Raw genomic sequence first — 19,349 nt, forward strand, 5'->3', positions numbered from 1 at the left:
TCGCCTTCATCGCCGTGGGGATTTCCGCAACCGCTAGCCGTCCTGCGTCGCTCCCGACAATGTCGTCGCCCGCATCGACGGCCGCTCGGCGAAGCGGTCGTACCAGGCGGCCAGCCGCGGGCGATCCGAGCGGAACGCGTACACCTCGCGGAATTCGATCCAGCTCAGCGCGGTCGCCACGGCGATCTCGCCGATGTCGGGGGCGTGCGCGGCATCGGCCTCTTCGGCGGCGAACGCGCGCTCGAGGAAGTCGCAGGCGGCGGCGATCTTGCGCAGGTGGCCGTCGCGCAGCGCCGGCCAGCGCAGCTCGGCGGGCCGGCGCTCGCTCTCCCAGCGCACCTCGATGCCGGCGTCGGCGATGCCGAGTGCGATCGCCTGCAGGCGCAGCGCGCGCCAGCGCCGCGGCGCCTGCGCCGGGATCAGGCGCGGACCTTCGTGCAGACCGTCGAGGTAGTCGACGATCACGCCGGAGTCGAACAGCACGAACGCCTCGTCCACGATCAGCACCGGCACCTTGCCGAGCGGATTGAGCGCGAACACCGTCTCGTTGCGCAGCAGCGGACTGGTCTCGTGATGGATCACCTCGAGCCGCTCGGCGAGCCCGATCTCGTGCGCGGCGACCAGCACCTTGCGCGCGTACGGGGAATGCGTCTGGTACAGCAGTTTCATCGTCGAATCTCCTGGAGGTCGCGGAAGAAGCCGGGGAAATCAGTCGTCCTGCAGCAGGCGCCGGTGCAGCGCGGCCGCGACGTTGGCGCCGCAGACCACGGTCGCGACGCGGCGTCCGGCGTAGTGCGCGGCATCGGCCAGCACCGCAGCGAGCCCGGCCGCGCCGGCCGGCTCGGCGATCTGGCCGAGGTGGCGATGCAGTCGCCGCATCGCCTCGAACAACTGCGCTTCGGAGACGGCCACGACGCGATCGCAGCAGCGGCGCAGCAGGCTGAGCGTGGAGGCGATCGGCACGCGCACGGCGATGCCGTCGGCGATCGTGTCGGCGCGCTCGGTCTGGATCGCGCGGCCGGCTTCGAGCGAGTGCTTCATCGCCGGCGCGTGCTGCGCGACGACGGCGACGATCTCGACGTTCGGCCGCAGCCGGCGCAGCACGCTGCCGACGCCGGCGAGCAAGGCGCCGTTGCCGAGCGGCAGCGCGATCGCGTCGAAGACGTGCTCGTCGGCGAGTTCGAGGCCGATCGTGCCGGCGCCTTCGGAGATCGCCGGTTCCAATCCGTCCTCGACGAAGCGCAGGCTCTGCTCTTGCGCGTACGCGCGCGCCGCCTGCTTGGCAGCGTCGAAGTCCTCGCCCGCCACGCGCACCTCGGCGCCGAAGCGCAGCAGCGCCTCGACCTTGAGCGGATTCGCGCCGTGCCCGACGAACACCGTGCAGGCGTGACCGCGCCGGGCGCAGGCATGGGCGAGTCCCTGGCCGAAATTGCCGGCCGAGGCGCACACCACCGCTTCGCCGGCGCGCAGGGCGGTGGCGACGAACCAGTCCGCGCCGCGGCCCTTGAACGAGCCGATCGGGTTCGCCGTTTCGATCTTCAGCAGCGCTTCGCAGCCGAGCGCGTCGTCGAGCGCCGCATCGGTCGCGACCGGTGTGCGCAGGAACCGCGGATCGATGCGTTCGGCGGCGGCGCGCAGCCGCGCGAGATCGAGGAGTTCGTCCATGGCCGAGTCCGGGAGTAGTGGAACACCTCGCCCATGCTAGAGTCCGGCCGCGCGGCCCGGCCGCGTTCCGCGCCTTTCCGACGCGGCTTTCCCGCGCGAATCCGCCTCTCCACGCACGATGCCGGCGCCGCTCGATTCCCTCGACCGAAGAATCCTCGCCCTGCTCCAGCGCGACGCGCGCCTGCCGGCCGAAACCATCGGCGCCGAGATCGGCCTGTCGGCCTCGGCCGTGCAGCGCCGCCTCGCGCGCCTGCGCGAGGACGGCGTGATCACCGGCGAGGTCGCGATCGTCGATCCGCAGCGTGTCGGGCGGCCGCTGACGATGATCGTCGACCTCGAAGTCGAGCGCGAACGCAGCGAGCTGCTGGCCGGCCTGAAGCGCTGGATCGCGGCCGAGCCGGCGATCCAGCAGGCCTGGTACGTGACGGGCGAAGAGGACTTCGTGCTGGTCGTCAGCGCGCGCGACGTCGAGACCTACGAGGCGCTGATGCAGAAGCTCCTGTCCGAGAACGCCAACGTGCGTCGCTACCGCACGCGCGTCTCGCTCGGCACGCTCAAGCGCGGGCTGGCGGTGCCGATCGACTCGCTCTGAAGCGACCGCCGGATCGGCGCGTGTAGGAAATTTCCTACACGAGAACGAGCCGTGCTCCTACGTGCTTATGCGACATGTGTCGCTGCCGCCGCGTCGACCGCGCGCCTAGACTTCCGCCGTTCGCGCGACCGCGCCTCTGCCCTGCATCCGCCCCGCCTCCATGCTGAAGCCGTTGTTGCTGACCTTGCTCCTGCTCGTGCTGCCTGCGCTCGCCTCGGCCCAGGTCGACCTGAACCGCGCCGACGCGAAGATGCTGGCCGAGGCGATGAGCGGCGTGGGCCTGGTCAAGGCCGAAGCGATCGTCGCCTATCGCAACGCGCACGGGCCGTTCCGCCGCATCGAGGACCTGGCCAAGGTCAAGGGCATCGGCGCGAAGACGATCGCCGCCAATCGCGACACGGTGGTGGTGATCGACCCCGACGACGACTTGCCCGCCGGCGCCCCCGGCACCCGCCCCGCCGCGTCGCCATAGCGGCGGCGCCTGCGACAACCCGCCGCAGAGTCGGTCGTCCCGATCGTGCGTGCTAGACTCGCGGCCCGCCGAGCGGCGGTTCGCGCATGATTCTTCCCCGCTACCACATCGGCCCGTCTTCGATCACGGGCGCAGGGAAAGGCTTGTTTCTCGACGAGCCGGTCGCGCGTGGCCGCGTGATCACCGCGCCGGACGCGATTCCGGGCGTGCAGTCCTTCGAGGAAATCCTCGCCCGCCCCGATGCCGCCGACCTGCTGCCGGCCACCGTGCGCTGGTTCGAGGACCGCTACACGATCACGCCGGAATGGCCGGACGAGTGCTACATCAACCACGCCTTCGCGCCGACCGCGCTGTGGCATCTCGGCTTCGTGTTCGCCGCCGCGGATCTCGCGCCCGGCACCGAAATCACCGTCGACTACCGTCATCTGCTCGCGCCCGGCCAGGAAGAGGACTTCCGTGACGCCGTCAGCGGCGAACGCATCGTCGGCTACACCTGGAGCGAGAGCCTGCGCGCCTCGACCCGGGCGCTCGCCGCGCTGCTCGCCTGAGCACGAACCTGCTTCAGCCATGATCGAAATTCCCACGCTCGAAACCGAACGCCTGCGCCTGACCGCGTTCGGCAACCGCCATTTCGAGGCCTACGCCTCGATGCTCGGCGACCCCGCCAGCACGCGCTTCGTCGGCGACGGCCATCCGCTCGACCGCATGAACGCCTGGCGCTCGATGGCGATGCTGCTCGGCCATTGGGCCTTGCGCGGCTACGGCATGTGGGCGGTCGAGCTGAAGGACAGCGGCGAATTCGTCGGCCGCGTCGGCCTGCATCATCCGGAGGGCTGGCCCGACCTCGAGCTGGGCTGGATGCTGATGCCGGAGCATCAGCATCGCGGCTACGCCACCGAGGCGGCGCGCGCGGCGCTGGACTTCGCCTTCGCCGAAGTGCGCGCCTTGCGCGTGGTCAGCCTGATCCGCATCGAGAACAGCGCTTCCGAGCGCGTCGCGCGGCGCCTCGGCGCGCGCCAGGCGACGACCATCGACTTCCTCGGCAGCGCCACCCTGGTCTACCTCTACCACCCGCCCGAAATCGAATCCTGATGCGCCTGATCGACGCCAGCGAAAGCCGCCGCGTGCGCTGGAAGAACGACGGCGGCTGGACCACTGAACTCGCCCGCGATCCGCTCGGCGGCGAGGATTTCCGCTGGCGCGTCAGCATCGCCGAGATCGAGAGCGACGGGCCGTTCTCCGCCTTCCCCGGCGTCGAGCGCGACCTGATCCTGCTCGACGGCGAGGGCATCGAACTCGACCTCGGCGACGCCGGGACGCGCCGCCTGACGCAGCGCTTCGAGCGCGTGCACTTCGCCGGCGAAGCGCGCGTCGACTGCCGCCTGATCGCCGGCCCGACGCGCGACTTCAACGTGATGGCACGCCGCGACGCGGTGCGCGCCGAAGTGGTCGCGCGCCCCTTGGCCGGCTCGATGCTGGTGTTCGCCGAGCCCGGCGAGGAATGGCTGATCCACGTGCTCGCCGGTCATCTCGAAGCGCGCCGCGGCGACGCCACGCTGCTGGCCGAGTCCGGTGCGTCGCTGCACCTGGACCTGCGCGAAGCGCCCGACGCGGGCCGCGTCGCGCTCGACGGCGCGGGGGAGCTGGTGCTGGTGAAATTCGTCGCGGCGGGCTGAGGCGCGCGACGCGCGATTCGCAGGACACGCGGCGATTCCGTCGATGCCGCGTCGCGGAGAGATCGAGTCGAACCCGGACGCAGCTGGACGGAGAGCCCGTGACCAATCCCACCGACATCCTCCTGCCCTGCATGACCCTGGTCGGCTGGACGCTGTGCGTCCTGCTGGTGATGCCGTACCGGCGCATCAAGGCGGCCCTCGCCAGGCAGGTGACCGCGGACGACTTCAAGTACGGCGAGTCGGCCAACGTGCCGCCCGCGGTCCGCATTCCAAACCGGAACTTCATGAACCTGCTGGAAGTGCCGGTGCTGTTCTACGTCGTCGGTCTCGTCGCCTACGTGACGCAGCACGTCGACGCGACGGCGGTCGCGCTGGCGTGGTCGTACGTCGCGCTGCGCGTGCTGCACAGCCTGATCCACCTGTCGTACAACCACGTGATCCACCGGCTGGCCGTGTTCGCCGCCAGCAACCTGGTGCTCGCGGTGCTCTGGGGCCGCGTGCTGGTCGATCTCGCCCGATAGCCGGGCGCGTTCAGGCCGCTTGCGCGGCGCGCGCGCGTTCGCGCATCCGCGCGCCGATCTCGCGCAGCGGCGCGTGCGGCGATTCGGCCAGCTCGGCGCCGAGCTTTTCGAGGAAGGCTAGCGTGCCGGTCGCCTCGGCGCGGCGCAGCCATGCGGCCGCTTCGTCCATCTCGCCGCGCTGGGTCAGGATCGCCGCGTAGCTGGCCTGGCCGCGGAAGTCGCCCGCCTCGGCCGACCTGCGATACCAGTCCAGTGCCGACGCCGCGTCGCGTTCGACTTCCCAGCCTTCCTCGTAGTAGCGGCCGACCAGGTTCATCGACTTCGCGTGCCCCTGCTCGGCGGCGCGCCGGTACAGCGCGAACGCCTGCGCCTGGTCGCGCGCGACGCCGCGGCCGGTCGCGAGCAGATTGGCGAAGTTGTACATGCCCCAGAGCGAGCCGCTGGCGGCTGCCTTGCGATACCACGCCGCGGCGAGTTCGGCGTTCGCCGGCGTGCCCTGGCCGAGTTCGTGGCAGCGCCCGACCATGTTCATCGCCAGCGCATGACCGGAGTTCGCCGCCAGCGTGTGCCAGTGCAGGCCCTCGACCGCGTCGCGCGGCACGCCGCGGCCTTCGCACAGCATCTGCGCGTAGAGCATCTGCGCCTGCACGTCGCCCGCGCGCGCCGCGTCGCGCACGCGCGCCAGCGCGGGCACGGGGTCCTCCCGCAGCGCGGCGAGGAACGCGTCGCGATCCAGCGCGGCGCCGTCCGCCGCCTCAGACATCCGACCACTCGCGCAGGAGGTTGTGGTACACGCCGGTCAGCGCGACCAGCTCGGCTGCGTCCGGAAGTTTCCGCGTGAGTTGCTGGATCGCCAGGTCGAGTTCGAACAAGGTGCGCCGCTGCGTTTCCGAGCGCACGAAACTCTGGATCCAGAAGAACGACGCGACGCGCGCGCCGCGCGTGACCGGCTCGACGCGATGCAGGCTGGTGCCCGGATACAGCACGAGATCGCCGGCCGGCAGCTTGACGCCGTGCTCGCCGTAGCTGTCCTCGATCACCAGTTCGCCGCCGTCGTACTCCTCCGGCGCGCTGAGGAACAGCGTGGCGGACAGGTCGGTGCGCACCGGCTGCGCTTCGCCGCGCGTGCGGTCGTAGCGGATCGCGTTGTCGACGTGGAAGCCGAACGACTGTCCGCCGGCGTAGCGGTTGAACAGCGGCGGATAGATGCGCCGCGGCAGGGCGCCGGCGAAGAAGGTCGGATGACGGCCGAGCGCCTCGAGCACCAGCGCGCCGAGCTTCTGCGCGAGCGGATCGGATTCCGGCAGTTGCTCGTTGTGCTTGGCGCGGGCGGATTGATGGCCGGCGGTGATGCGGCCGTCGGCCCAGGCGGCGCGCTCCAGGCGTTGCCGGCAATGCGCGACCTGTTCGGCGCTGAGTACGTTTTCGATGTGCAGCAGCACGGCGTTCCTCGATGGCGGCGGCGACGAGGGAAACCGGGCGGGCCGCTTCGTCGAAGCGGCCCGCCGGTCGATCAGAACTTCAGCGAGGCCGACAGGACTGCCGAACGCCCCGGCGCCATCACCGCGAAGTGCGCGGGATAGGCCTTGGTGTAGTAGGTCTTGTCGCCGAGGTTCTGCAGGTTCAGGCGGAAGCTCAGGCTCTCGCTGTAGGTCCAGTTCGCCATCGCGTCGAAGCGCCAGTACGACGGCACGCCGTACTCGGTCAGGCGGTTGTCCGCGGCGTTGACGCGATACGAGCCGACCACGTCGTCGACGTAGAACGCACCGCCGCCGACGCTGAAGGACGGCACGATCTGCCAGGTCGTCCACAGGCTGAAGCTGTTCTTCGGCGTGTTCGCCAGCTGGGTGCCGTTGACCGGGTTCGGCTTGCCGGCGACGAAGCCGCCGTCGACCAGCTCGCTCTTCATGTAGGCGTAGCCGCCGAACACGCTCCAGCCATCGGCGATGTTGCCGGACACCGAGATCTCGGCGCCGCGCACGCGCGTCTCGCCGATGTTGGCGTACCAGCCGTCGGGGCCGAGCTGGCGCGCGTCGGTCTTGCGCGTTTCGAACACGTCGGCGTTGACGGTGAAGCGGCGGTCGAGCAGCTCCCATTTCACGCCGAGCTCGAGGTTGCGGCTTTTCTCGGGCTTCAGGTCGAGCACGCTGATCGGATTGCCGTCGCTGCCCTCGCCGAGGAAGCTGCCCGGCGGCGTGACCGCGGTCGAGTAGGAGAAGTACACGCTGCCCTGCTCGACCGGCTTCCACACCAGACCGGTCTGCCAGGTCCACTCGTTGGCCTCGCTGCGGTGCTGCGCGGTGATGCGCTCGCCGGTGTAGCCGTTCGGGCAGGCCTGGTTGACCTGGCCCGGGCAGAAGGTCAGCGGCGCCTTGGTCGAGAAGCGGTCGTAGCGCACGCCGAGATTGAGCAGCCACTGGTCGCTGAAGCGGATCGTGTCGAAGGCGTACAGCGCCTGCGTGTTGGAGGTGGTGCGGATCGGCGCGTTCGCGCGGGTGATCGCGCCGGGCACGAAGCTGTCGTTCGGGCCGAGCGTGCCCGGCACCCACGGATCGCGCGGATTGGGGCGGTACAGGCTGGTGCAGTAGTAGTAGGACGCCGCGCCGACGCCGAGGCGGCAGGCGTTGGCGGCGTTGATCGCCGGTACGACGTAGCTGTCGCGCGTGGACTTCTCGTTGGCGAACTCGAGGCCGACGTTGAAGTCGTTGCGCATACCGCCGAGGTCGAACACGCCGGAGAGGTCGGTCTGGTTGACCGCCGTGACCGTGTTGCCGGCGCGCGTGTTGGCGCGGCGCCAGACCATGCCCTTGGCGACGTTGCCCTGGCTGTCGTCCGGCTGGCTCAGGATGTAGTCCTGCTGCGAGCGGCCGTAGCGCGTCGTGTTGCGCAATACCCACGAGTCGGAGAACTCGTGGCGCAGCTGCAGCGTGCCGATGTTGGTGTCGGTCTTGCGGAAGTCGCGGTCGACCAGGCCGTAGAAGTTGTCGCGGTTGCCGCCGTCGTCGGGACCCACGGTGCGCACGCCGGCCGGCACGTTGCTGAAGCCGAAGTGGTACGGCGTGCCGGCGTCCGGCAGCTCGGTCGTGTTGAGGTGATAGAAGCTGATCGTCGCCGAGGTCGGCGAGTTGAGTCCGAACGTGACCGACGGCGCGAAGCCGAAGCGGCGCTTGAACAGCTCGTCGCGGCCGGCGACGTCGGAATCCTGCCCCATCAGGTTCACGCGCAAGGCGGCGTTGTCGCCGAGCATCCAGTTGCTGTCGATCGTCGCGCGCTTGTGGTCGGCGCTGCCGAGTTCGGCGGTCAGGTTGGTGAAGTTGCCGGCCACCGCGTTCTTGCTGACCAGGTTGATGCTGCCGCCGCCGTTGGAGCGGCCGCTGTAGACCGAATCGGGACCTTTGACGACTTCGATCTGCTGGATGTTGAACGTCTCGCGCGTCTGCGCGCCGACGTCGCGCACGCCGTCGACGAACATCGAGTTCTGCGAGTCGTAGCCGCGCAGGTACGGACGATCGCCCTGCGGATTGCCGCCTTCGCCGGCGCCGAAGGTGATGCCCGGCACCACGCGCAGCGCGTCGATCAGATCGGTCGCGCCCATGTCGTTGATCAGCGCCTGCGGCACCACCGTGACCGAGCGCGGCGTGTCGAGCAGCGGCGCGGTGAACTTCGGCGAGGAGGCGTTCTTGACGCCCTGCCCCTGCACCTTGACCGTTTCCAGCTCCTCCGCCTTGCGATCCACCGGATCGGGACTGCCCGCGTCGGCCGGCGCCGCTTCCTCGGCCAGTACGGGCGCCGCGCCGGAGGCGAATGCCATGCCGAGCGCGGTGAGGACGACGTGCTTCGGGCGCAGTGCGCGCGCCGTGATGTACGGACTGCTGGACATCGAGGGTTCCCTTGAGACGATGAAATACGCGGTGCCCGGCATTCGCGTCGGGCGAAGAACGAGAAATTTACTGAAAATGAGAATGATTCGCAACAAAAGATGACGATCGGAGCCGTGCCGTCGGGCCGGTTCGTCTCGCCTTCCTTGCGATTCAACCGGCTGCGCGCGGCGGCCGCGGCGATCTCTTCGACAACGCGTCACTTCGGCGATGCCGAACTGCGCCGGCCGATGCCGGAGCGGATGACCTGCGGGATGCGGATGGTCTTACTGCGGCATCACCGGACAACCGCGTTCGCGGCAGGACGACGATTGCGTCGCTCGGACTCTTCCCGACCGGTCGACCGCTGTACCGCACCCGCGCAAGCTGCTCGCAGCGCTCGCCGGAACGCCGCTCAATAGACGTCGCGCCGATACCGGCCTTGCGCGAGCAGCTCCTGCACGGCCTCGCGGCCGAGCGTTTCGCGAAGCACCGCGTCGACGGCGGGCGCCATGCCGTCGAGGCTGCCGCAGACGTAGATGGCGGCGCCCTCGCCGACCCATTCGCGCACGCGCTCGCCGGCCGCTGCGAGCCGGTGCTGCACGTAGATCTTTTGATGAGCGGGCCGCGTAGCACCGGCGCTGTCGTGCGGAACCTGTTCGATGTCGCGCGAGAACGCGAGATCGAGTCGTTCGATCCAGCCCTGCGACATCCAGGCGTCGATGTCCTCGCGGTAGTGGAAATCGTGCGCGGCCTGCCGCTCGCCGAACAACAGCCAGTTGCGCCGCGCGCCGGCGGCGACGCGTTCCTTCAGCAGCGCGCGCAGGCCGGCGATGCCGGTGCCGTTGCCGATCAGGATCAGCGGCCGTGCCGGGTCCGGCGCGTGGAAGTTCGCGTTGGCGCGGATGCGCAGCGCGATCGCCTCGCCGACGCGCGCGTGTTCGGTCAGCCAACCGGCGCCGAGGCCGAGGCGGCCGTCCGGGCGGCGGAACTGGCGCACCAGCAGATGGATCGCGCCGTCGGCCGGCAGCGAGGCGATCGAGTATTCGCGATGCGGCAGCGGCACCAGTTGCGCGGCAATCGACGCGGCCTCCTGCCCGAGGCAGGCCGCGACGTCCGGCAAGCCGCTGCGTGCGAGCCGGTCGCCCAGCGTCTCGCGCCCTCGTTCGCCCTCGACCGACGCCGCACCATCGACGCCGGCGGCGCGCAACCAGGCGGCGACGTCGTCCGGCGCCTGGCGCGGGCCGATCTCGGCGATGTCGCCGGCGCGCCACATCGCCGTCGCTCCGCGCGGCGGCTGCAACACCAGATGGAAGCAGCCGCCGCCGACGCTGCCGGGGTTGAGCAGGCGCCGGTCGACCAGATGCCACTGCTCGTAGCGAGGCGCCTGCCAGTCCGGCAGATCGGTGCGTCCGGTGACGACGCCGATCTCGTGCTGCCAGTGGCGCAAGGCGCCGTCGTCGCCGTCGTCGACCTCCACGCGGTCGAACAGCGGCTGCGCGCCGCAGCCGCGCAGCCAGGCGTCGAGGCGGCGGCCGAACGCGCAGAAATTGCGGTATTCGCGATCGCCGAGCGCGAGCACGCCGTAGCGAAGCGCGGGCAGTTCGAGCGGCTGGTCGAGCACGTCGCGCACGAACGTGGCGACGCCGTCGGGCGCATTGCCTTCGCCGGTCGTACTGACGACGAACAGCGCGCTCGAGGCGCGCGCGAGCGCGGCCGCGTCGAGCTGGCCCAGCGAAGACAGGCGCACGGCGACACCGGCCGCGCGCAGCGAATCGACGGTCTGCCGAGCCAGCTGCTCGGCGTAGCCGGTCTGGCTGGCGTAGGCGACCAGCAGCGCGGCGTCGGCCTCCTCGCCCGGCGCCTGCGTCGCGGCATCGCCCGCGCGGCGCAGACGCCAGATCGTCGCGCAGAAGCCGGCGTAGGCGAGCAGCATAAGCACGGCCGTCGCGACGCGCATGCCGCCCGGACGACTCCATGCCGGCCAGCCGCCGTGCAGCTGCAAGAGCGCGAACGCGATTACGCCGATCACCGCCAGCGGCACGATCGCGCCGCGCCATTCGCTCGCGGAGGAATCGCGCGCCGTGGAGGAATCGCGCGTCATTCGCCCGGCGCCGCTGCGGCCAGCAGCGCGGCGAACGCCGGCGTCATGCGCTCGACAAAGCCGCCGCCCTCGTGCAGCAGGATCAGCACGGCCATGCCGCGACGCTCGGCGAAGGCGAGACCGGCTTCCGGGCCGAGCACCATGATCGTCGTGCCCATCGCGTCGGCCTGCATGCAGTCGGCGGCGACCGTCGTCACCGAGGCGATGCGATGCTCGACCGGCCAGCCGGTGCGCGGATCGATGTGGTGCGAATAGCTGCGACCGGCGTCCTCGAATACGTGGCGGTAATCGCCGGACGTCGCGATCGAGCGGTTCTGCAGCGCCAGCACGCGCTGCACCTGATCCGCGCGTTCGACTTCGCCGGCCGCGGCGCCGGGTTTCTCGATCGCCACTTGCCAGGGCGAACCGTCCGGCCGCGCGCCGTGCGCGCGCAGCTCCCCGCTGATGTCGACCAGGTAGTTCTCGACGCCGCGGCGATCGAGGAAGCGCGCAATCTGGTCGGTGCCGAAGCCCTTCGCGATCGAGGACAGGTCGACGTAGACGTCGCCCGGTTGCAGGGCGCGGCGCTGCTCGCGATCGAGCCGGATGCGCTGCCAGCCGATGCGAGCGCGCGCCGCGTCGATGTCCGCCTGTGCAGGCACCTTGTGTTCGTGCGTGCCGGGACCGAAGCCCCACAGATTCACCAGCGGGCCGACGGTCGGGTCGTAGGCGCCGCCGGTGTCGTGCGCCAATGCGAGCGCATAGTCGAGCACGGCGAAGAATTCCGGCGGCAGTGCCTGCCAGGTACCGGCCGGCGCGCGGTTGTAGCGGCTGAGGTCGGAATCCTTCTCGTACGTGCTCATCTGCGCGACGACGCGGTCGACCTCGGCCTGGATGCCGCGTTCGAGATCGGCGACGTCCGCGCCCTTCGGCACCACCAGCTTGACCGTCCAGGTCGTGCCCATCGTGCGGCCGTGCAGCGTCGTCGGCTGCGGCGAGGCGCAGGCGGCGAGCCCGAGAAGGATCGACGCGCACAGCAGCCAGCGAATGGCGACGGTGAACAAGAAAGCGTTTCTCGCAGAGGCGCAGAGGCGCAGATAGGAGCAGAAGCTTTTCCCTCTGCGTCTCTGCGCCTCTGCGAGCAATGGCTTTCCTGGTGTCCCCGAACGTCGGGACGGAAGGATCATCAAGCGGCGTTTACTGCGGCAGCACTTCCAGCGTCGCCGTGTAGCCCAGGCGACGGTCCTTGGCCTTGGCGACGGTCGGCTTCTGGCCTTCCAGCGCCGCGTTCAGCCAGTACAGGCCCGGCGTCGGCCAGGTCACCGAGAACTCGCCGTTGGCGTCGGTGGTGAGGGTCATTTCGTCCTGCTTGTTGCGATAGCGCGTGCCGCCGGCGAGCACGCTGACCTTCAGGTCCTTCGCCGGCTTGCCGTCGAGCAGGAAGCGGAACTTGGCCGCCTCGCCGACGTAGAGATCGTTCGGATGCGTCACCGGCACCAGCTCCAGGCCGTGACCGCTCGGCTTGAGCACGCCGTCGCTCGGCTTGCCCAGCGTGACGAACGTGGCGACGGCGGAATCGTACTGCGCGATCTCGACGTCCTTCGCGTCGGCCGGAATCTCGCCGAGCTTCTCGACAGTGCCGCGCCAGCGCTTCTTCTCGCCCTTGGCGTCGACGTAGCTCGCCGACACGCCGCTGTTGGCCAGCGCGACGCGGTAGGTGCCGGGCTTGGTCAGATGCACGTCGAACGAGCTGCGCACTTCGCCCTTGGCGACGTGCTCGGCCTCGACCTTGGCGCCGTCAGGCCCGGTGACGAGGAGATTGTCGAGCGGCAGCGGCCGGTGGTTGAAATTGAACAGGTCGTTCGACGCGGCCGCGTCGACCGTGACCCAAGCGTCGTCGCCGTCGGACAGCACCGTCGTCGACGGCACCAGGAACGCCTTGTGCGCCGAGGCGGCCATCGGTAGGCAGGCGGCGAGCGCGAGCGCGCTCCACTTCGTCATCGGATTCATCGGACAGCTCCTGATCAAGGATTCAGATCGAAACGCAACGCGCCGAGCTCGTGCTCGCCCTGCGCGGAAAGATGCTGCGGCGCCTGCGGCGGCCAGTCGAACGGGATGCTCAACAGTTCGTGCCCGCCGACTTCGCGCGAGGCCTCGACGACCAGCTTGTACTTGCCGACCGCGAGCCCGGCCAGCGGCGCCTTGTCGCTGGAGAAGCTCAACTGGTGCTGGCCGGCCGGGCGCGTCGCGCCGCTGACGCCGTCGATCGGGAAGGTCTGCTCGCGGCCGCTGCGGCGCCACCACTGGCGCAGGTCCGCCAGCCACTTCGTGCCGGGCTCGGACTTGCCGGACTTGGCGTCCTTGCCGTCCTTGTTCTGGTACCAGACGGCCAGGTTCGCCGCGACGCTGCGGTCCTCGCGCTCGATCCACACCGCGACGTAGGGGCGGTGGTACTCGGCCACGTCGAGCCGCGGAATCTCGACGCTGACCTGCGCCGTCGCGGCGAACGCGGAGGGAGCGGCGAGCGCGAGGCAGGCGATGAGGATGGGTGCACGCATGAACGACCTCGTCAGTGAATGAAAAGCAGAGCGATCAGCAACGGCAGCAGCAACCCGAACGCGACGATCGGCCAGGTCAGCGGCCGCTGCCTGCCGTGCAGCCAGAGCAGGAACAGGCCGGTCAGCGCGAACACCAGGCTCGCCAGCGCGAACAGGTCGATGAACCAGCTCCACAACGTGCCGGCGTTGCGTCCCTTGTGCAGGTCGTTGAAGTACGAGATCCAGCCGCGATCGGTCTTCTCGTACTGCACCTTGCCGCTGTCGAGATCGATGCTGAGCCAGGCGTCGCCGCCCGGCCGCGGCATCGACACGTACGCCTCGCCGTCCGACCACTCCGCCGCGCGCTCGCCGACCTCGACGTCCAGCTCGCGCGCGAGCCAGTCGCGCACCGCGGCCGGCAGCGGCGCCGTGTCCTTGTCCGCGTGGCCCGACAGGCGCGCCAGCCACTCGGCCGGCAGCTGCCCTTCGCGCGTGCTCACCGCCGGCTTGCCTTCGATCTGCCGCGCGTGATTCAGCGTGAATCCGGTCACGCTGAACAGCACCAGCGCGACCAGGCACACGGCCGAGCTGATCCAATGCCACTGGTGCAGCGTCTTCAGCCAGTACGCGCGCCGTTTCGGATCGGGCTTCCGCTCGATGCGCGCCGCTTCCGTCATGCCTTCCTCGATGGACGGCGCCGAATGCGCCTTCACGATCCCGTGCGCGACGGCCGGCAGCACCGGCGTCGCGCAACATCGCGCCGGATTACATCACAAATGAGAATCACTCTCAATAAAGAATGGCGGGCGACAGCGCTCAGGCACCGCCGGCGCGCGGAGTCTCGTTGCCCGGCCGGTACGCGCTGGCGCGTTCGGGCTCGATCGGGCGCACGTCGAAGCTGAGACCGCAGGCCACGCAGGGATTGCGCGCGGCGAGCTCGGCCGCTTCGTCGAGACTGGCGGCGTAGAAGAACCAGTAGCCGCCGATGACCTCCTTCGCCTCGGCGAACGGGCCGTCGAGGATGCCGTCGCGCGATGCGCGCCGCCCGGCACGCGCCAGACGCTGTCCCGGACGCGCCTTGCCGTCCGCGACCAGGCGTTCGTGCCATGCGTAGAACGCGTCGATCGCCTGCTGGATTTCCTCCGGCGACTTGTCCGCATCCCACTGGCCGCGCGAGATCACCAGGTATTCTCCGTCCGCCGCCTCTTCGGTCATGTCCTCGTCCTCTCGTATCGAGCGCATCGTCGACGCCCGCACGATACGACAGACCGCGGCGCGACGCCGACGACGGCGCCATGGGCCCGTGCGCGGCGCGATCCGGTGCCCGCCGTCGGGGCGATCGGCTACATTGCCGCACCGGGCGAGCGATGCCCCATTCGCGAATCAACCCGCCGGCATGAGTGCGCCTCCCCCATCCCCCTGCTTCGCCGACTTCGACCTCGGCTGCTTCTGGAAGGACAGCGACTACGCGCGCAAGGAGTACGTCGAGCCACCGCCGACGCCGGCGACGATCGCCGCCGTCGAGGCCGAGCTCGGCTACCGGCTGCCGGCCAGCTACGTAGCGCTGATGCAGTCGCAGAACGGCGGTATCCCGCGGAACCGCTGCTTCCCGACCGATGAGCCGGTCTCGTGGGCGCCGGACCACGTCGCGATCAGCGCGTTCAAGGGCATCGGCGGCGAGAAGACCTGGAGCCTGTGCGGCGGCCTCGGCAGCCGCTTCAAGATCGAGCACTGGGACTACCCGGACATCGGCGTGTACTTCGGCGACTGCCCGTCGGCCGGACACGACATGATCGCGCTCGACTACCGCGCGTGCGGCCCGCGGGGCGAACCGCAGGTCGTGCACGTCGATCAGGGACACGACTACCGCATCACCTGGCTCGCGGCGGATTTCGAGACCTTCGTGCGCGGACTCGTGCACGAGTCGGTCTATGAGGACGATCCGGAGGAGGTGAAGCGCGACGCGCTCGAACACGTACGCAACGCGCCGTTCAACAAGCGCCTGCAGACGTTGTGCGCGACCTGGCCGGACCCGCGCATGCCGGCGATCATCCGCCGCCTCGCTGAAACCATCGTCGAGGAGAAGGGTCATTTCGCCCTGCACGCGGACGAGCGCTCGCAGTCCCTGTACGACGTGCAGTTCCTGCTGCTCAGCCACAACCGGCCGGTCAAGTCGATGGAAGGGTTCCTGCAGTCCTACCCCGGCGTCATCGCCATGGTCGGCAGCGCGAACTTCGGCACCGGCGGCTGGGCCGCGGGCTTCGTCGAGGACTGGTTCAAGGCCCGCGCCGGCAACGGCCAGCTGGTGCGGAGCGACGACGGCTGGCACTTCGAGTCGACCTACCGGGCCGCGCTGCTGCAACGCCTGGAAGCGGAGCCTTGAGCGCGCGACCCGCGCTCGCGGCGGCGGAAGTCGGCGCAGGCTTGCGGCGTGCGCAGGAAAACTTCGCCGACGATGAAAGCGGCGCGCGGAGTTAGAATGCCGTCGTGCGCGTACTGGTCATCGAAGACGAAGCCGCGATCGCCGATGCGATCGGCGCGGCCCTGACGAACGCCGGCCACGCCGTCGACCGCCTCGCCAGCGGGCGGCTGGCGGACGCGGCGCTGCGCGACCATCCCTACGATCTGATCGTGCTCGACCTCGGCCTGCCCGACGTCGACGGCATCGAGCTGCTGCGTCGCCTGCGCCTGCGAGCGGATTCGGTACCGGTGCTGGTGGCGACCGCGCGCGAGGCGCTGGAGGAGCGCGTGCACGCGCTCGACCTCGGCGCCGACGACTACCTCGTGAAACCTTTCGCGTTGCGCGAGTTCGAGGCGCGCGTGCGCGCCCTGCTGCGCCGGCGCACCACGCAGGGCGTGCCGGAACTCAGCATCGGCCACCTGCGCATCGACCTGCCGCGCCGGCGCGCGCACGTCGGCGACGAGCCGCTGGAACTGACGCCGCGCGAATTCGGCCTGCTCGAGGCGCTGGCCGCGCGGCTCGACCGCGTGATGAGCCGCGAGCAGCTGATCGACGCCCTGTGCACCTGGGACACCACGCTGACCGACAACGGCCTCGACATCGCCGTCTATCGGCTGCGGCGCAAGCTGGAAGGCAGCGGCGTGCGCATCCGCACCGTGCGTGGCCTCGGCTACCTGCTCGAAGCCGGCGACGGCGAGTAGGCCCATGCACGCACCGCAGCCGCGAACCGATGCGCGCTGACCGTCCGCCCAGCCTGCGGCGGCGCCTGCTGACGATCCTGGTCGTGCCGATGGTGCTGGCCTGGCTCGGCAGCGGCGCTCTGATCTACGTGCTCGCGCTGCACTACGCCAACGTCAACTACGACCGCTCGCTGGTCGAGGGCGCGCTGATGCTCGAACGCATGACGCGCAGCGAGGCCGGCCATCAGGAGCTCAGTCCGCAGGTGCGGATCCTGATCGAATACGACACCGACAACCCCACCTACTACGCCGTGCGCAGTCTGCACCACGGCATGCTCGCCTCGAACCTGGACCTGCCGCTGCCGCCGGTCCTGCCGGCCATCGGCGCCGCACCGCGGCTGGATTCGATCCGCCTCGGCAAACGCGAGCTGCGCATGGCCACGCTGGCGCTGGCGCAGGACGACACCGCCGACACCGTCGTCATCTCGATGGCCGAGGCGCTGGACCAGCGGCGCGAACTGGCGCGCGAGATCCTGATCGGCACCTCGCCGATCGTGCTGCTGCTGATCGTCGTCGTGCTGGTGCTGGTCTGGTTCGGCGTCAGCCGCGGCCTGGATCTGCTCGATCCGCTGACCCAGCAGATCGCACAGCGCCGCGCGCGCGACCTCTCGGCACTGGATCAGAGCCAGGTGCCGGTCGAGATCCGCCCACTCACGCGCACCATCGACGCGCTGTTCGCGCGGCTGCGCGAACTGCTCGAACTGCAGGAACGCTTCATCGCCGACGCCGCGCATCAGCTGCGCACGCCGCTGGCCGGCCTGCGCCTGCAAGCCGAGCGCGCGCTGGCCGATCCACGGCCCGACAGCGTGCGCGACGCGCTCGCGCACGTCGAGCGCCTGTCGGCCGGCGCCGGCCGCGCCGCCGGCCAGCTGCTCGCGCTGGCGCGCGCGCAAGCCGTCGGCGAGGACGACGCCGCCACCTGCGCGGTCGATCTGGCGCGCCTGGCGCGCAGCTACGCCAGCGAGCGCGTTCCGGACGCGCTCGCCGCGCGCATCGACCTCGGCTACGAAGGACCGTCCGACGGCCTGGTCGTCACCGGCGACGCGGTCATGCTGCGCGAGGCGCTGGTCAACCTGGTCGACAACGCGCTCAGCTACGCCGGCCGCGACGGCACGGTGACGATCTCGCTCGCGCGGGAGGCGAACGCGATCGCGCTGGCGGTGGAGGATTCCGGCCCCGGCGTCGCGCCGGAATGGTGGCCGCGCCTCGGCGAGCGCTTCTTCCGCCCGCCGGACAGCCGCCGCGAGGGCTCCGGCCTCGGCCTCGCCATCGTGCGCCGCATCGCCGAACGCCATCGCGCCGAGGTCGCCTTCGACCGCGGCCGCGACGGCCGCGGGCTGCGCGTGACGCTGCACTTCGTGCCGCTCGCGGCCGCGTGAGTCCGGCTGCCGATCCCCTGGATCGTCCGGCTCAGTCCCAGCGGTCGTCGCGCGTGTAGACGACGTCGTCCTCGAGCTTCACCGGGAACTTGGCGATCGGCTCGTAAGCCGGCGGACACAGCACCGCGCCGGTGGTGATGTCGAAGCGCGCGCCGTGGCGCGGGCATTCGATCTCGCGTCCCTCGACGAGGCCGCCGGTCAGGTCGCCGCCGTCGTGCGTGCAGACGTCTTCGATCGCGTACAGCTCGCCGTCGAGATTGAACACCGCGATCGGCGTGTCGCCGTCGTAGACATTGCGGTACTCGCCCGGCAGCAGTTCCGCGCGCGTGCACACGCGCACCCAGCCGCTCACAGCGGCTTCACCAGCAGCTCGAAGCGCAGATCGTCGCGCTTCGGAATGCCGAACCGCTCGTCGCCGTACGGGAACGGCTTGTACTTGCCGGTGCGGCGGTAGCCGCGCCGCTCGTACCAGGCGATCAGCTCGTCGCGAATTGAGATCACCGTCATCTGCATTTCCGCGCAGCCCCATTCCTCGCGCGCGATGCGCTCGGCCTCGCCGAGCATCGCGCGGCCGACGCCGCCGCCCTGCAGCTGCGGCCGCACCGAGAACATGCCGAAGTAGCCGGCCTTGGCGCCGCCCTCGCCCGGCACGGCTTCGACGTGCGCGCAGGCCAGCAGCCCCGCCTCGGACTCGCCGAGCAGCACGCGGCAGCCGAGACCGGATCGGCCGATCAGCTCGGCGACGCCCTGCGGATCGGTGCGCTGGCCTTCGAGCATGTCGGCCTCGGTGGTCCAGCCCTGCCTGCTCGCGTCGCCGCGATAGGCCGATTCGACCAGGGCGACGATCGCCGCCACATCGGCCGCGGTCGCGGCGCGGAACGCGATCGGTGCGGTAGCGGTGGCGGTGTTCATGCGTGCTCCGTTTCGGTGCTGATGGTCGGAAGGCCGGCGAGCGCGGCGCGCAGCGTGGCCCAGGGCAGCAGCGCGCATTTGCGCCGTGCCGCATGATGCTGCAGGGCGCGCATCGCGTTCAACGGACCGAACGCCGCATCTTCGTCGGCGCCCTCGATCAGCTGCGCGAACCGCTGCGCCAGCGCGTCGAGTTCGGCCGGCGTCGCCCCGCGCACCAGTTCGCCGAGCATCGACGCGGTCGCCGTGGTGATCGCGCAGGACTCGCCGGAGAAGGCGAACTCGGCCACGCGCCCGTCCTCGCAACGCAACTCGATGCGCAGCGCATCGCCGCACAGCGGGTTGACGCCGTCGGCGGCGTGCGTGCATCGCGGCAGCGCGCCGCGGCCGCGCGGTTGGCGGTAGTGCTCGAGCACGAGCGGCGCGTAGAGGGGATTCATCGGCGAGCGCCGCCGCG

23 protein-coding genes are annotated in these 19,349 nt (G+C 70.4%); 9 read left to right on the plus strand and 14 right to left on the minus strand.

Annotation, left to right across the window (positions count from 1 at the left end; genetic code table 11):
- Nucleotides 1-33: 33 nt before the first annotated feature.
- A complete protein-coding gene (locus tag J7520_RS09785) occupies nucleotides 34-669 on the minus strand; it encodes a glutathione S-transferase family protein (RefSeq protein ID WP_291187401.1) in 636 nt (211 codons plus the stop codon).
- A 39-nt stretch (nucleotides 670-708) separates the two neighbouring features.
- Nucleotides 709-1,665, minus strand: coding sequence for a pyridoxal-phosphate dependent enzyme (locus J7520_RS09790; protein ID WP_291187403.1), 957 nt, complete (start codon nucleotides 1,663-1,665; stop codon nucleotides 709-711).
- Between the two features lie 118 nt (nucleotides 1,666-1,783).
- Between J7520_RS09790 and J7520_RS09795 the strand changes: the two genes are divergently transcribed.
- The 6 genes from J7520_RS09795 to J7520_RS09820 all read left to right on the plus strand — a co-directional run bounded on the left by J7520_RS09795 (nucleotide 1,784) and on the right by J7520_RS09820 (nucleotide 4,926).
- A complete protein-coding gene (locus J7520_RS09795) occupies nucleotides 1,784-2,257 on the plus strand; it encodes an Lrp/AsnC family transcriptional regulator (RefSeq protein WP_291187405.1) in 474 nt (157 codons plus the stop codon).
- A gap of 160 nt (nucleotides 2,258-2,417) precedes the next feature.
- A complete protein-coding gene (locus J7520_RS09800; RefSeq protein WP_291187407.1) occupies nucleotides 2,418-2,729 on the plus strand; it encodes a helix-hairpin-helix domain-containing protein in 312 nt (103 codons plus the stop codon).
- Nucleotides 2,730-2,815: 86 nt separating this feature from the next.
- Nucleotides 2,816-3,277: an SET domain-containing protein gene (locus J7520_RS09805; RefSeq protein ID WP_291187409.1), complete on the plus strand. Its 462-nt coding sequence runs from the start codon at nucleotides 2,816-2,818 to the stop codon at nucleotides 3,275-3,277.
- Between the two features lie 19 nt (nucleotides 3,278-3,296).
- Nucleotides 3,297-3,821 carry a GNAT family N-acetyltransferase gene (locus J7520_RS09810; protein ID WP_291187411.1) on the plus strand — a complete coding sequence of 175 codons (525 nt, stop codon included), beginning with the start codon at nucleotides 3,297-3,299 and terminating at the stop codon, nucleotides 3,819-3,821.
- Nucleotides 3,821-4,405 carry a HutD family protein gene (locus tag J7520_RS09815; protein WP_291187413.1) on the plus strand — a complete coding sequence of 195 codons (585 nt, stop codon included), beginning with the start codon at nucleotides 3,821-3,823 and terminating at the stop codon, nucleotides 4,403-4,405. Before J7520_RS09810 ends, J7520_RS09815 begins: the two co-directional genes overlap by 1 nt.
- 98 nt (nucleotides 4,406-4,503) lie before the next feature.
- Nucleotides 4,504-4,926, plus strand: a complete 423-nt coding sequence (locus tag J7520_RS09820) for an MAPEG family protein (protein ID WP_291187415.1) — start codon at nucleotides 4,504-4,506, stop codon at nucleotides 4,924-4,926.
- 10 nt (nucleotides 4,927-4,936) lie between these two features.
- Here J7520_RS09820 and J7520_RS09825 read toward each other — a convergent pair whose 3' ends face one another.
- The 9 genes from J7520_RS09825 to J7520_RS09865 all read right to left on the minus strand — a co-directional run bounded on the left by J7520_RS09825 (nucleotide 4,937) and on the right by J7520_RS09865 (nucleotide 14,645).
- On the minus strand, nucleotides 4,937-5,689 hold the full coding sequence (locus J7520_RS09825) for a tetratricopeptide repeat protein (RefSeq protein ID WP_291187417.1): 753 nt from the start codon (nucleotides 5,687-5,689) through the stop codon (nucleotides 4,937-4,939).
- The gene (locus J7520_RS09830) at nucleotides 5,682-6,368 is read right to left on the minus strand and encodes a Fe2+-dependent dioxygenase (protein ID WP_291187420.1); all 687 of its coding nucleotides are present in this window, start codon (nucleotides 6,366-6,368) and stop codon (nucleotides 5,682-5,684) included. Before J7520_RS09830 ends, J7520_RS09825 begins: the two co-directional genes overlap by 8 nt.
- A gap of 71 nt (nucleotides 6,369-6,439) precedes the next feature.
- Nucleotides 6,440-8,806, minus strand: a complete 2,367-nt coding sequence (locus tag J7520_RS09835) for a TonB-dependent receptor (protein WP_291187422.1) — start codon at nucleotides 8,804-8,806, stop codon at nucleotides 6,440-6,442.
- Between the two features lie 392 nt (nucleotides 8,807-9,198).
- Nucleotides 9,199-10,887 carry a sulfite reductase flavoprotein subunit alpha gene (locus J7520_RS09840; protein ID WP_291187425.1) on the minus strand — a complete coding sequence of 563 codons (1,689 nt, stop codon included), beginning with the start codon at nucleotides 10,885-10,887 and terminating at the stop codon, nucleotides 9,199-9,201.
- Nucleotides 10,884-11,831, minus strand: a complete 948-nt coding sequence (locus J7520_RS09845) for an FAD:protein FMN transferase (RefSeq protein ID WP_291187797.1) — start codon at nucleotides 11,829-11,831, stop codon at nucleotides 10,884-10,886. Before J7520_RS09845 ends, J7520_RS09840 begins: the two co-directional genes overlap by 4 nt.
- 232 nt (nucleotides 11,832-12,063) lie before the next feature.
- The gene (locus J7520_RS09850; protein ID WP_291187800.1) at nucleotides 12,064-12,867 is read right to left on the minus strand and encodes a DUF4198 domain-containing protein; all 804 of its coding nucleotides are present in this window, start codon (nucleotides 12,865-12,867) and stop codon (nucleotides 12,064-12,066) included.
- A gap of 23 nt (nucleotides 12,868-12,890) precedes the next feature.
- A complete protein-coding gene (locus tag J7520_RS09855; protein ID WP_291187427.1) occupies nucleotides 12,891-13,424 on the minus strand; it encodes a DUF2271 domain-containing protein in 534 nt (177 codons plus the stop codon).
- A gap of 11 nt (nucleotides 13,425-13,435) precedes the next feature.
- On the minus strand, nucleotides 13,436-14,080 hold the full coding sequence (locus tag J7520_RS09860; protein ID WP_291187803.1) for a PepSY-associated TM helix domain-containing protein: 645 nt from the start codon (nucleotides 14,078-14,080) through the stop codon (nucleotides 13,436-13,438).
- 139 nt (nucleotides 14,081-14,219) lie between these two features.
- A complete protein-coding gene (locus tag J7520_RS09865) occupies nucleotides 14,220-14,645 on the minus strand; it encodes a YciI family protein (RefSeq protein WP_291187429.1) in 426 nt (141 codons plus the stop codon).
- A gap of 154 nt (nucleotides 14,646-14,799) precedes the next feature.
- On the opposite strand from J7520_RS09865, the gene J7520_RS09870 reads away from it, so the two are divergent.
- From J7520_RS09870 to J7520_RS09880, 3 genes are all read left to right on the plus strand, one after another.
- Nucleotides 14,800-15,786 carry an SMI1/KNR4 family protein gene (locus J7520_RS09870; RefSeq protein ID WP_291187431.1) on the plus strand — a complete coding sequence of 329 codons (987 nt, stop codon included), beginning with the start codon at nucleotides 14,800-14,802 and terminating at the stop codon, nucleotides 15,784-15,786.
- 104 nt (nucleotides 15,787-15,890) lie between these two features.
- On the plus strand, nucleotides 15,891-16,565 hold the full coding sequence (locus J7520_RS09875; RefSeq protein WP_291187434.1) for a response regulator transcription factor: 675 nt from the start codon (nucleotides 15,891-15,893) through the stop codon (nucleotides 16,563-16,565).
- A 29-nt stretch (nucleotides 16,566-16,594) separates the two neighbouring features.
- Complete coding sequence (locus J7520_RS09880; RefSeq protein ID WP_291187436.1) at nucleotides 16,595-17,983, plus strand: sensor histidine kinase; 1,389 nt, start codon at nucleotides 16,595-16,597, stop codon at nucleotides 17,981-17,983.
- 31 nt (nucleotides 17,984-18,014) lie between these two features.
- Here J7520_RS09880 and J7520_RS09885 read toward each other — a convergent pair whose 3' ends face one another.
- From J7520_RS09885 to sufU, 3 genes are read right to left on the minus strand one after another with little or no spacing between them, the layout of a single operon-like run.
- The gene (locus J7520_RS09885; RefSeq protein ID WP_291187438.1) at nucleotides 18,015-18,335 is read right to left on the minus strand and encodes a non-heme iron oxygenase ferredoxin subunit; all 321 of its coding nucleotides are present in this window, start codon (nucleotides 18,333-18,335) and stop codon (nucleotides 18,015-18,017) included.
- Nucleotides 18,332-18,895, minus strand: a complete 564-nt coding sequence (locus tag J7520_RS09890; protein WP_291187440.1) for a GNAT family N-acetyltransferase — start codon at nucleotides 18,893-18,895, stop codon at nucleotides 18,332-18,334. The genes J7520_RS09885 and J7520_RS09890 overlap by 4 nt, the downstream gene beginning before the upstream one ends.
- Entirely contained in the window at nucleotides 18,892-19,332 is a 441-nt protein-coding gene (gene sufU / locus J7520_RS09895) for a Fe-S cluster assembly sulfur transfer protein SufU (RefSeq protein WP_291187442.1), read from the minus strand. Before sufU ends, J7520_RS09890 begins: the two co-directional genes overlap by 4 nt.
- Between the last annotated feature and the right edge of the window lie 17 nt (nucleotides 19,333-19,349).

The sequence above is a fragment of the Dokdonella sp. genome, assembly GCF_017744955.1.
In the GTDB taxonomy this organism is placed as follows: Bacteria; Pseudomonadota; Gammaproteobacteria; order Xanthomonadales; family Rhodanobacteraceae; genus Dokdonella_A.

Bases quoted from the DNA above. Each gene is read 5' to 3' on its own strand.
- J7520_RS09845 (WP_291187797.1), bottom strand. From the start codon at position 11,831: ATGGGCACGACCTGGACGGTCAAGCTGGTGGTGCCGAAGGGCGCGGAC.
- J7520_RS09790 (WP_291187403.1), bottom strand. From the start codon at position 1,665: ATGGACGAACTCCTCGATCTCGCGCGGCTGCGCGCCGCCGCCGAACGC.
- J7520_RS09815 (WP_291187413.1), top strand. From the start codon at position 3,821: ATGCGCCTGATCGACGCCAGCGAAAGCCGCCGCGTGCGCTGGAAGAAC.
- J7520_RS09840 (WP_291187425.1), bottom strand. From the start codon at position 10,887: ATGACGCGCGATTCCTCCACGGCGCGCGATTCCTCCGCGAGCGAATGG.
- J7520_RS09865 (WP_291187429.1), bottom strand. From the start codon at position 14,645: ATGCGCTCGATACGAGAGGACGAGGACATGACCGAAGAGGCGGCGGAC.
- J7520_RS09785 (WP_291187401.1), bottom strand. From the start codon at position 669: ATGAAACTGCTGTACCAGACGCATTCCCCGTACGCGCGCAAGGTGCTG.
- sufU (WP_291187442.1), bottom strand. From the start codon at position 19,332: ATGAATCCCCTCTACGCGCCGCTCGTGCTCGAGCACTACCGCCAACCG.
- J7520_RS09825 (WP_291187417.1), bottom strand. From the start codon at position 5,689: ATGTCTGAGGCGGCGGACGGCGCCGCGCTGGATCGCGACGCGTTCCTC.
- J7520_RS09800 (WP_291187407.1), top strand. From the start codon at position 2,418: ATGCTGAAGCCGTTGTTGCTGACCTTGCTCCTGCTCGTGCTGCCTGCG.
- J7520_RS09855 (WP_291187427.1), bottom strand. From the start codon at position 13,424: ATGCGTGCACCCATCCTCATCGCCTGCCTCGCGCTCGCCGCTCCCTCC.
- J7520_RS09835 (WP_291187422.1), bottom strand. From the start codon at position 8,806: ATGTCCAGCAGTCCGTACATCACGGCGCGCGCACTGCGCCCGAAGCAC.
- J7520_RS09870 (WP_291187431.1), top strand. From the start codon at position 14,800: ATGAGTGCGCCTCCCCCATCCCCCTGCTTCGCCGACTTCGACCTCGGC.
- J7520_RS09850 (WP_291187800.1), bottom strand. From the start codon at position 12,867: ATGACGAAGTGGAGCGCGCTCGCGCTCGCCGCCTGCCTACCGATGGCC.
- J7520_RS09795 (WP_291187405.1), top strand. From the start codon at position 1,784: ATGCCGGCGCCGCTCGATTCCCTCGACCGAAGAATCCTCGCCCTGCTC.
- J7520_RS09860 (WP_291187803.1), bottom strand. From the start codon at position 14,080: ATGACGGAAGCGGCGCGCATCGAGCGGAAGCCCGATCCGAAACGGCGC.
- J7520_RS09880 (WP_291187436.1), top strand. From the start codon at position 16,595: ATGCGCGCTGACCGTCCGCCCAGCCTGCGGCGGCGCCTGCTGACGATC.
- J7520_RS09805 (WP_291187409.1), top strand. From the start codon at position 2,816: ATGATTCTTCCCCGCTACCACATCGGCCCGTCTTCGATCACGGGCGCA.
- J7520_RS09890 (WP_291187440.1), bottom strand. From the start codon at position 18,895: ATGAACACCGCCACCGCTACCGCACCGATCGCGTTCCGCGCCGCGACC.
- J7520_RS09810 (WP_291187411.1), top strand. From the start codon at position 3,297: ATGATCGAAATTCCCACGCTCGAAACCGAACGCCTGCGCCTGACCGCG.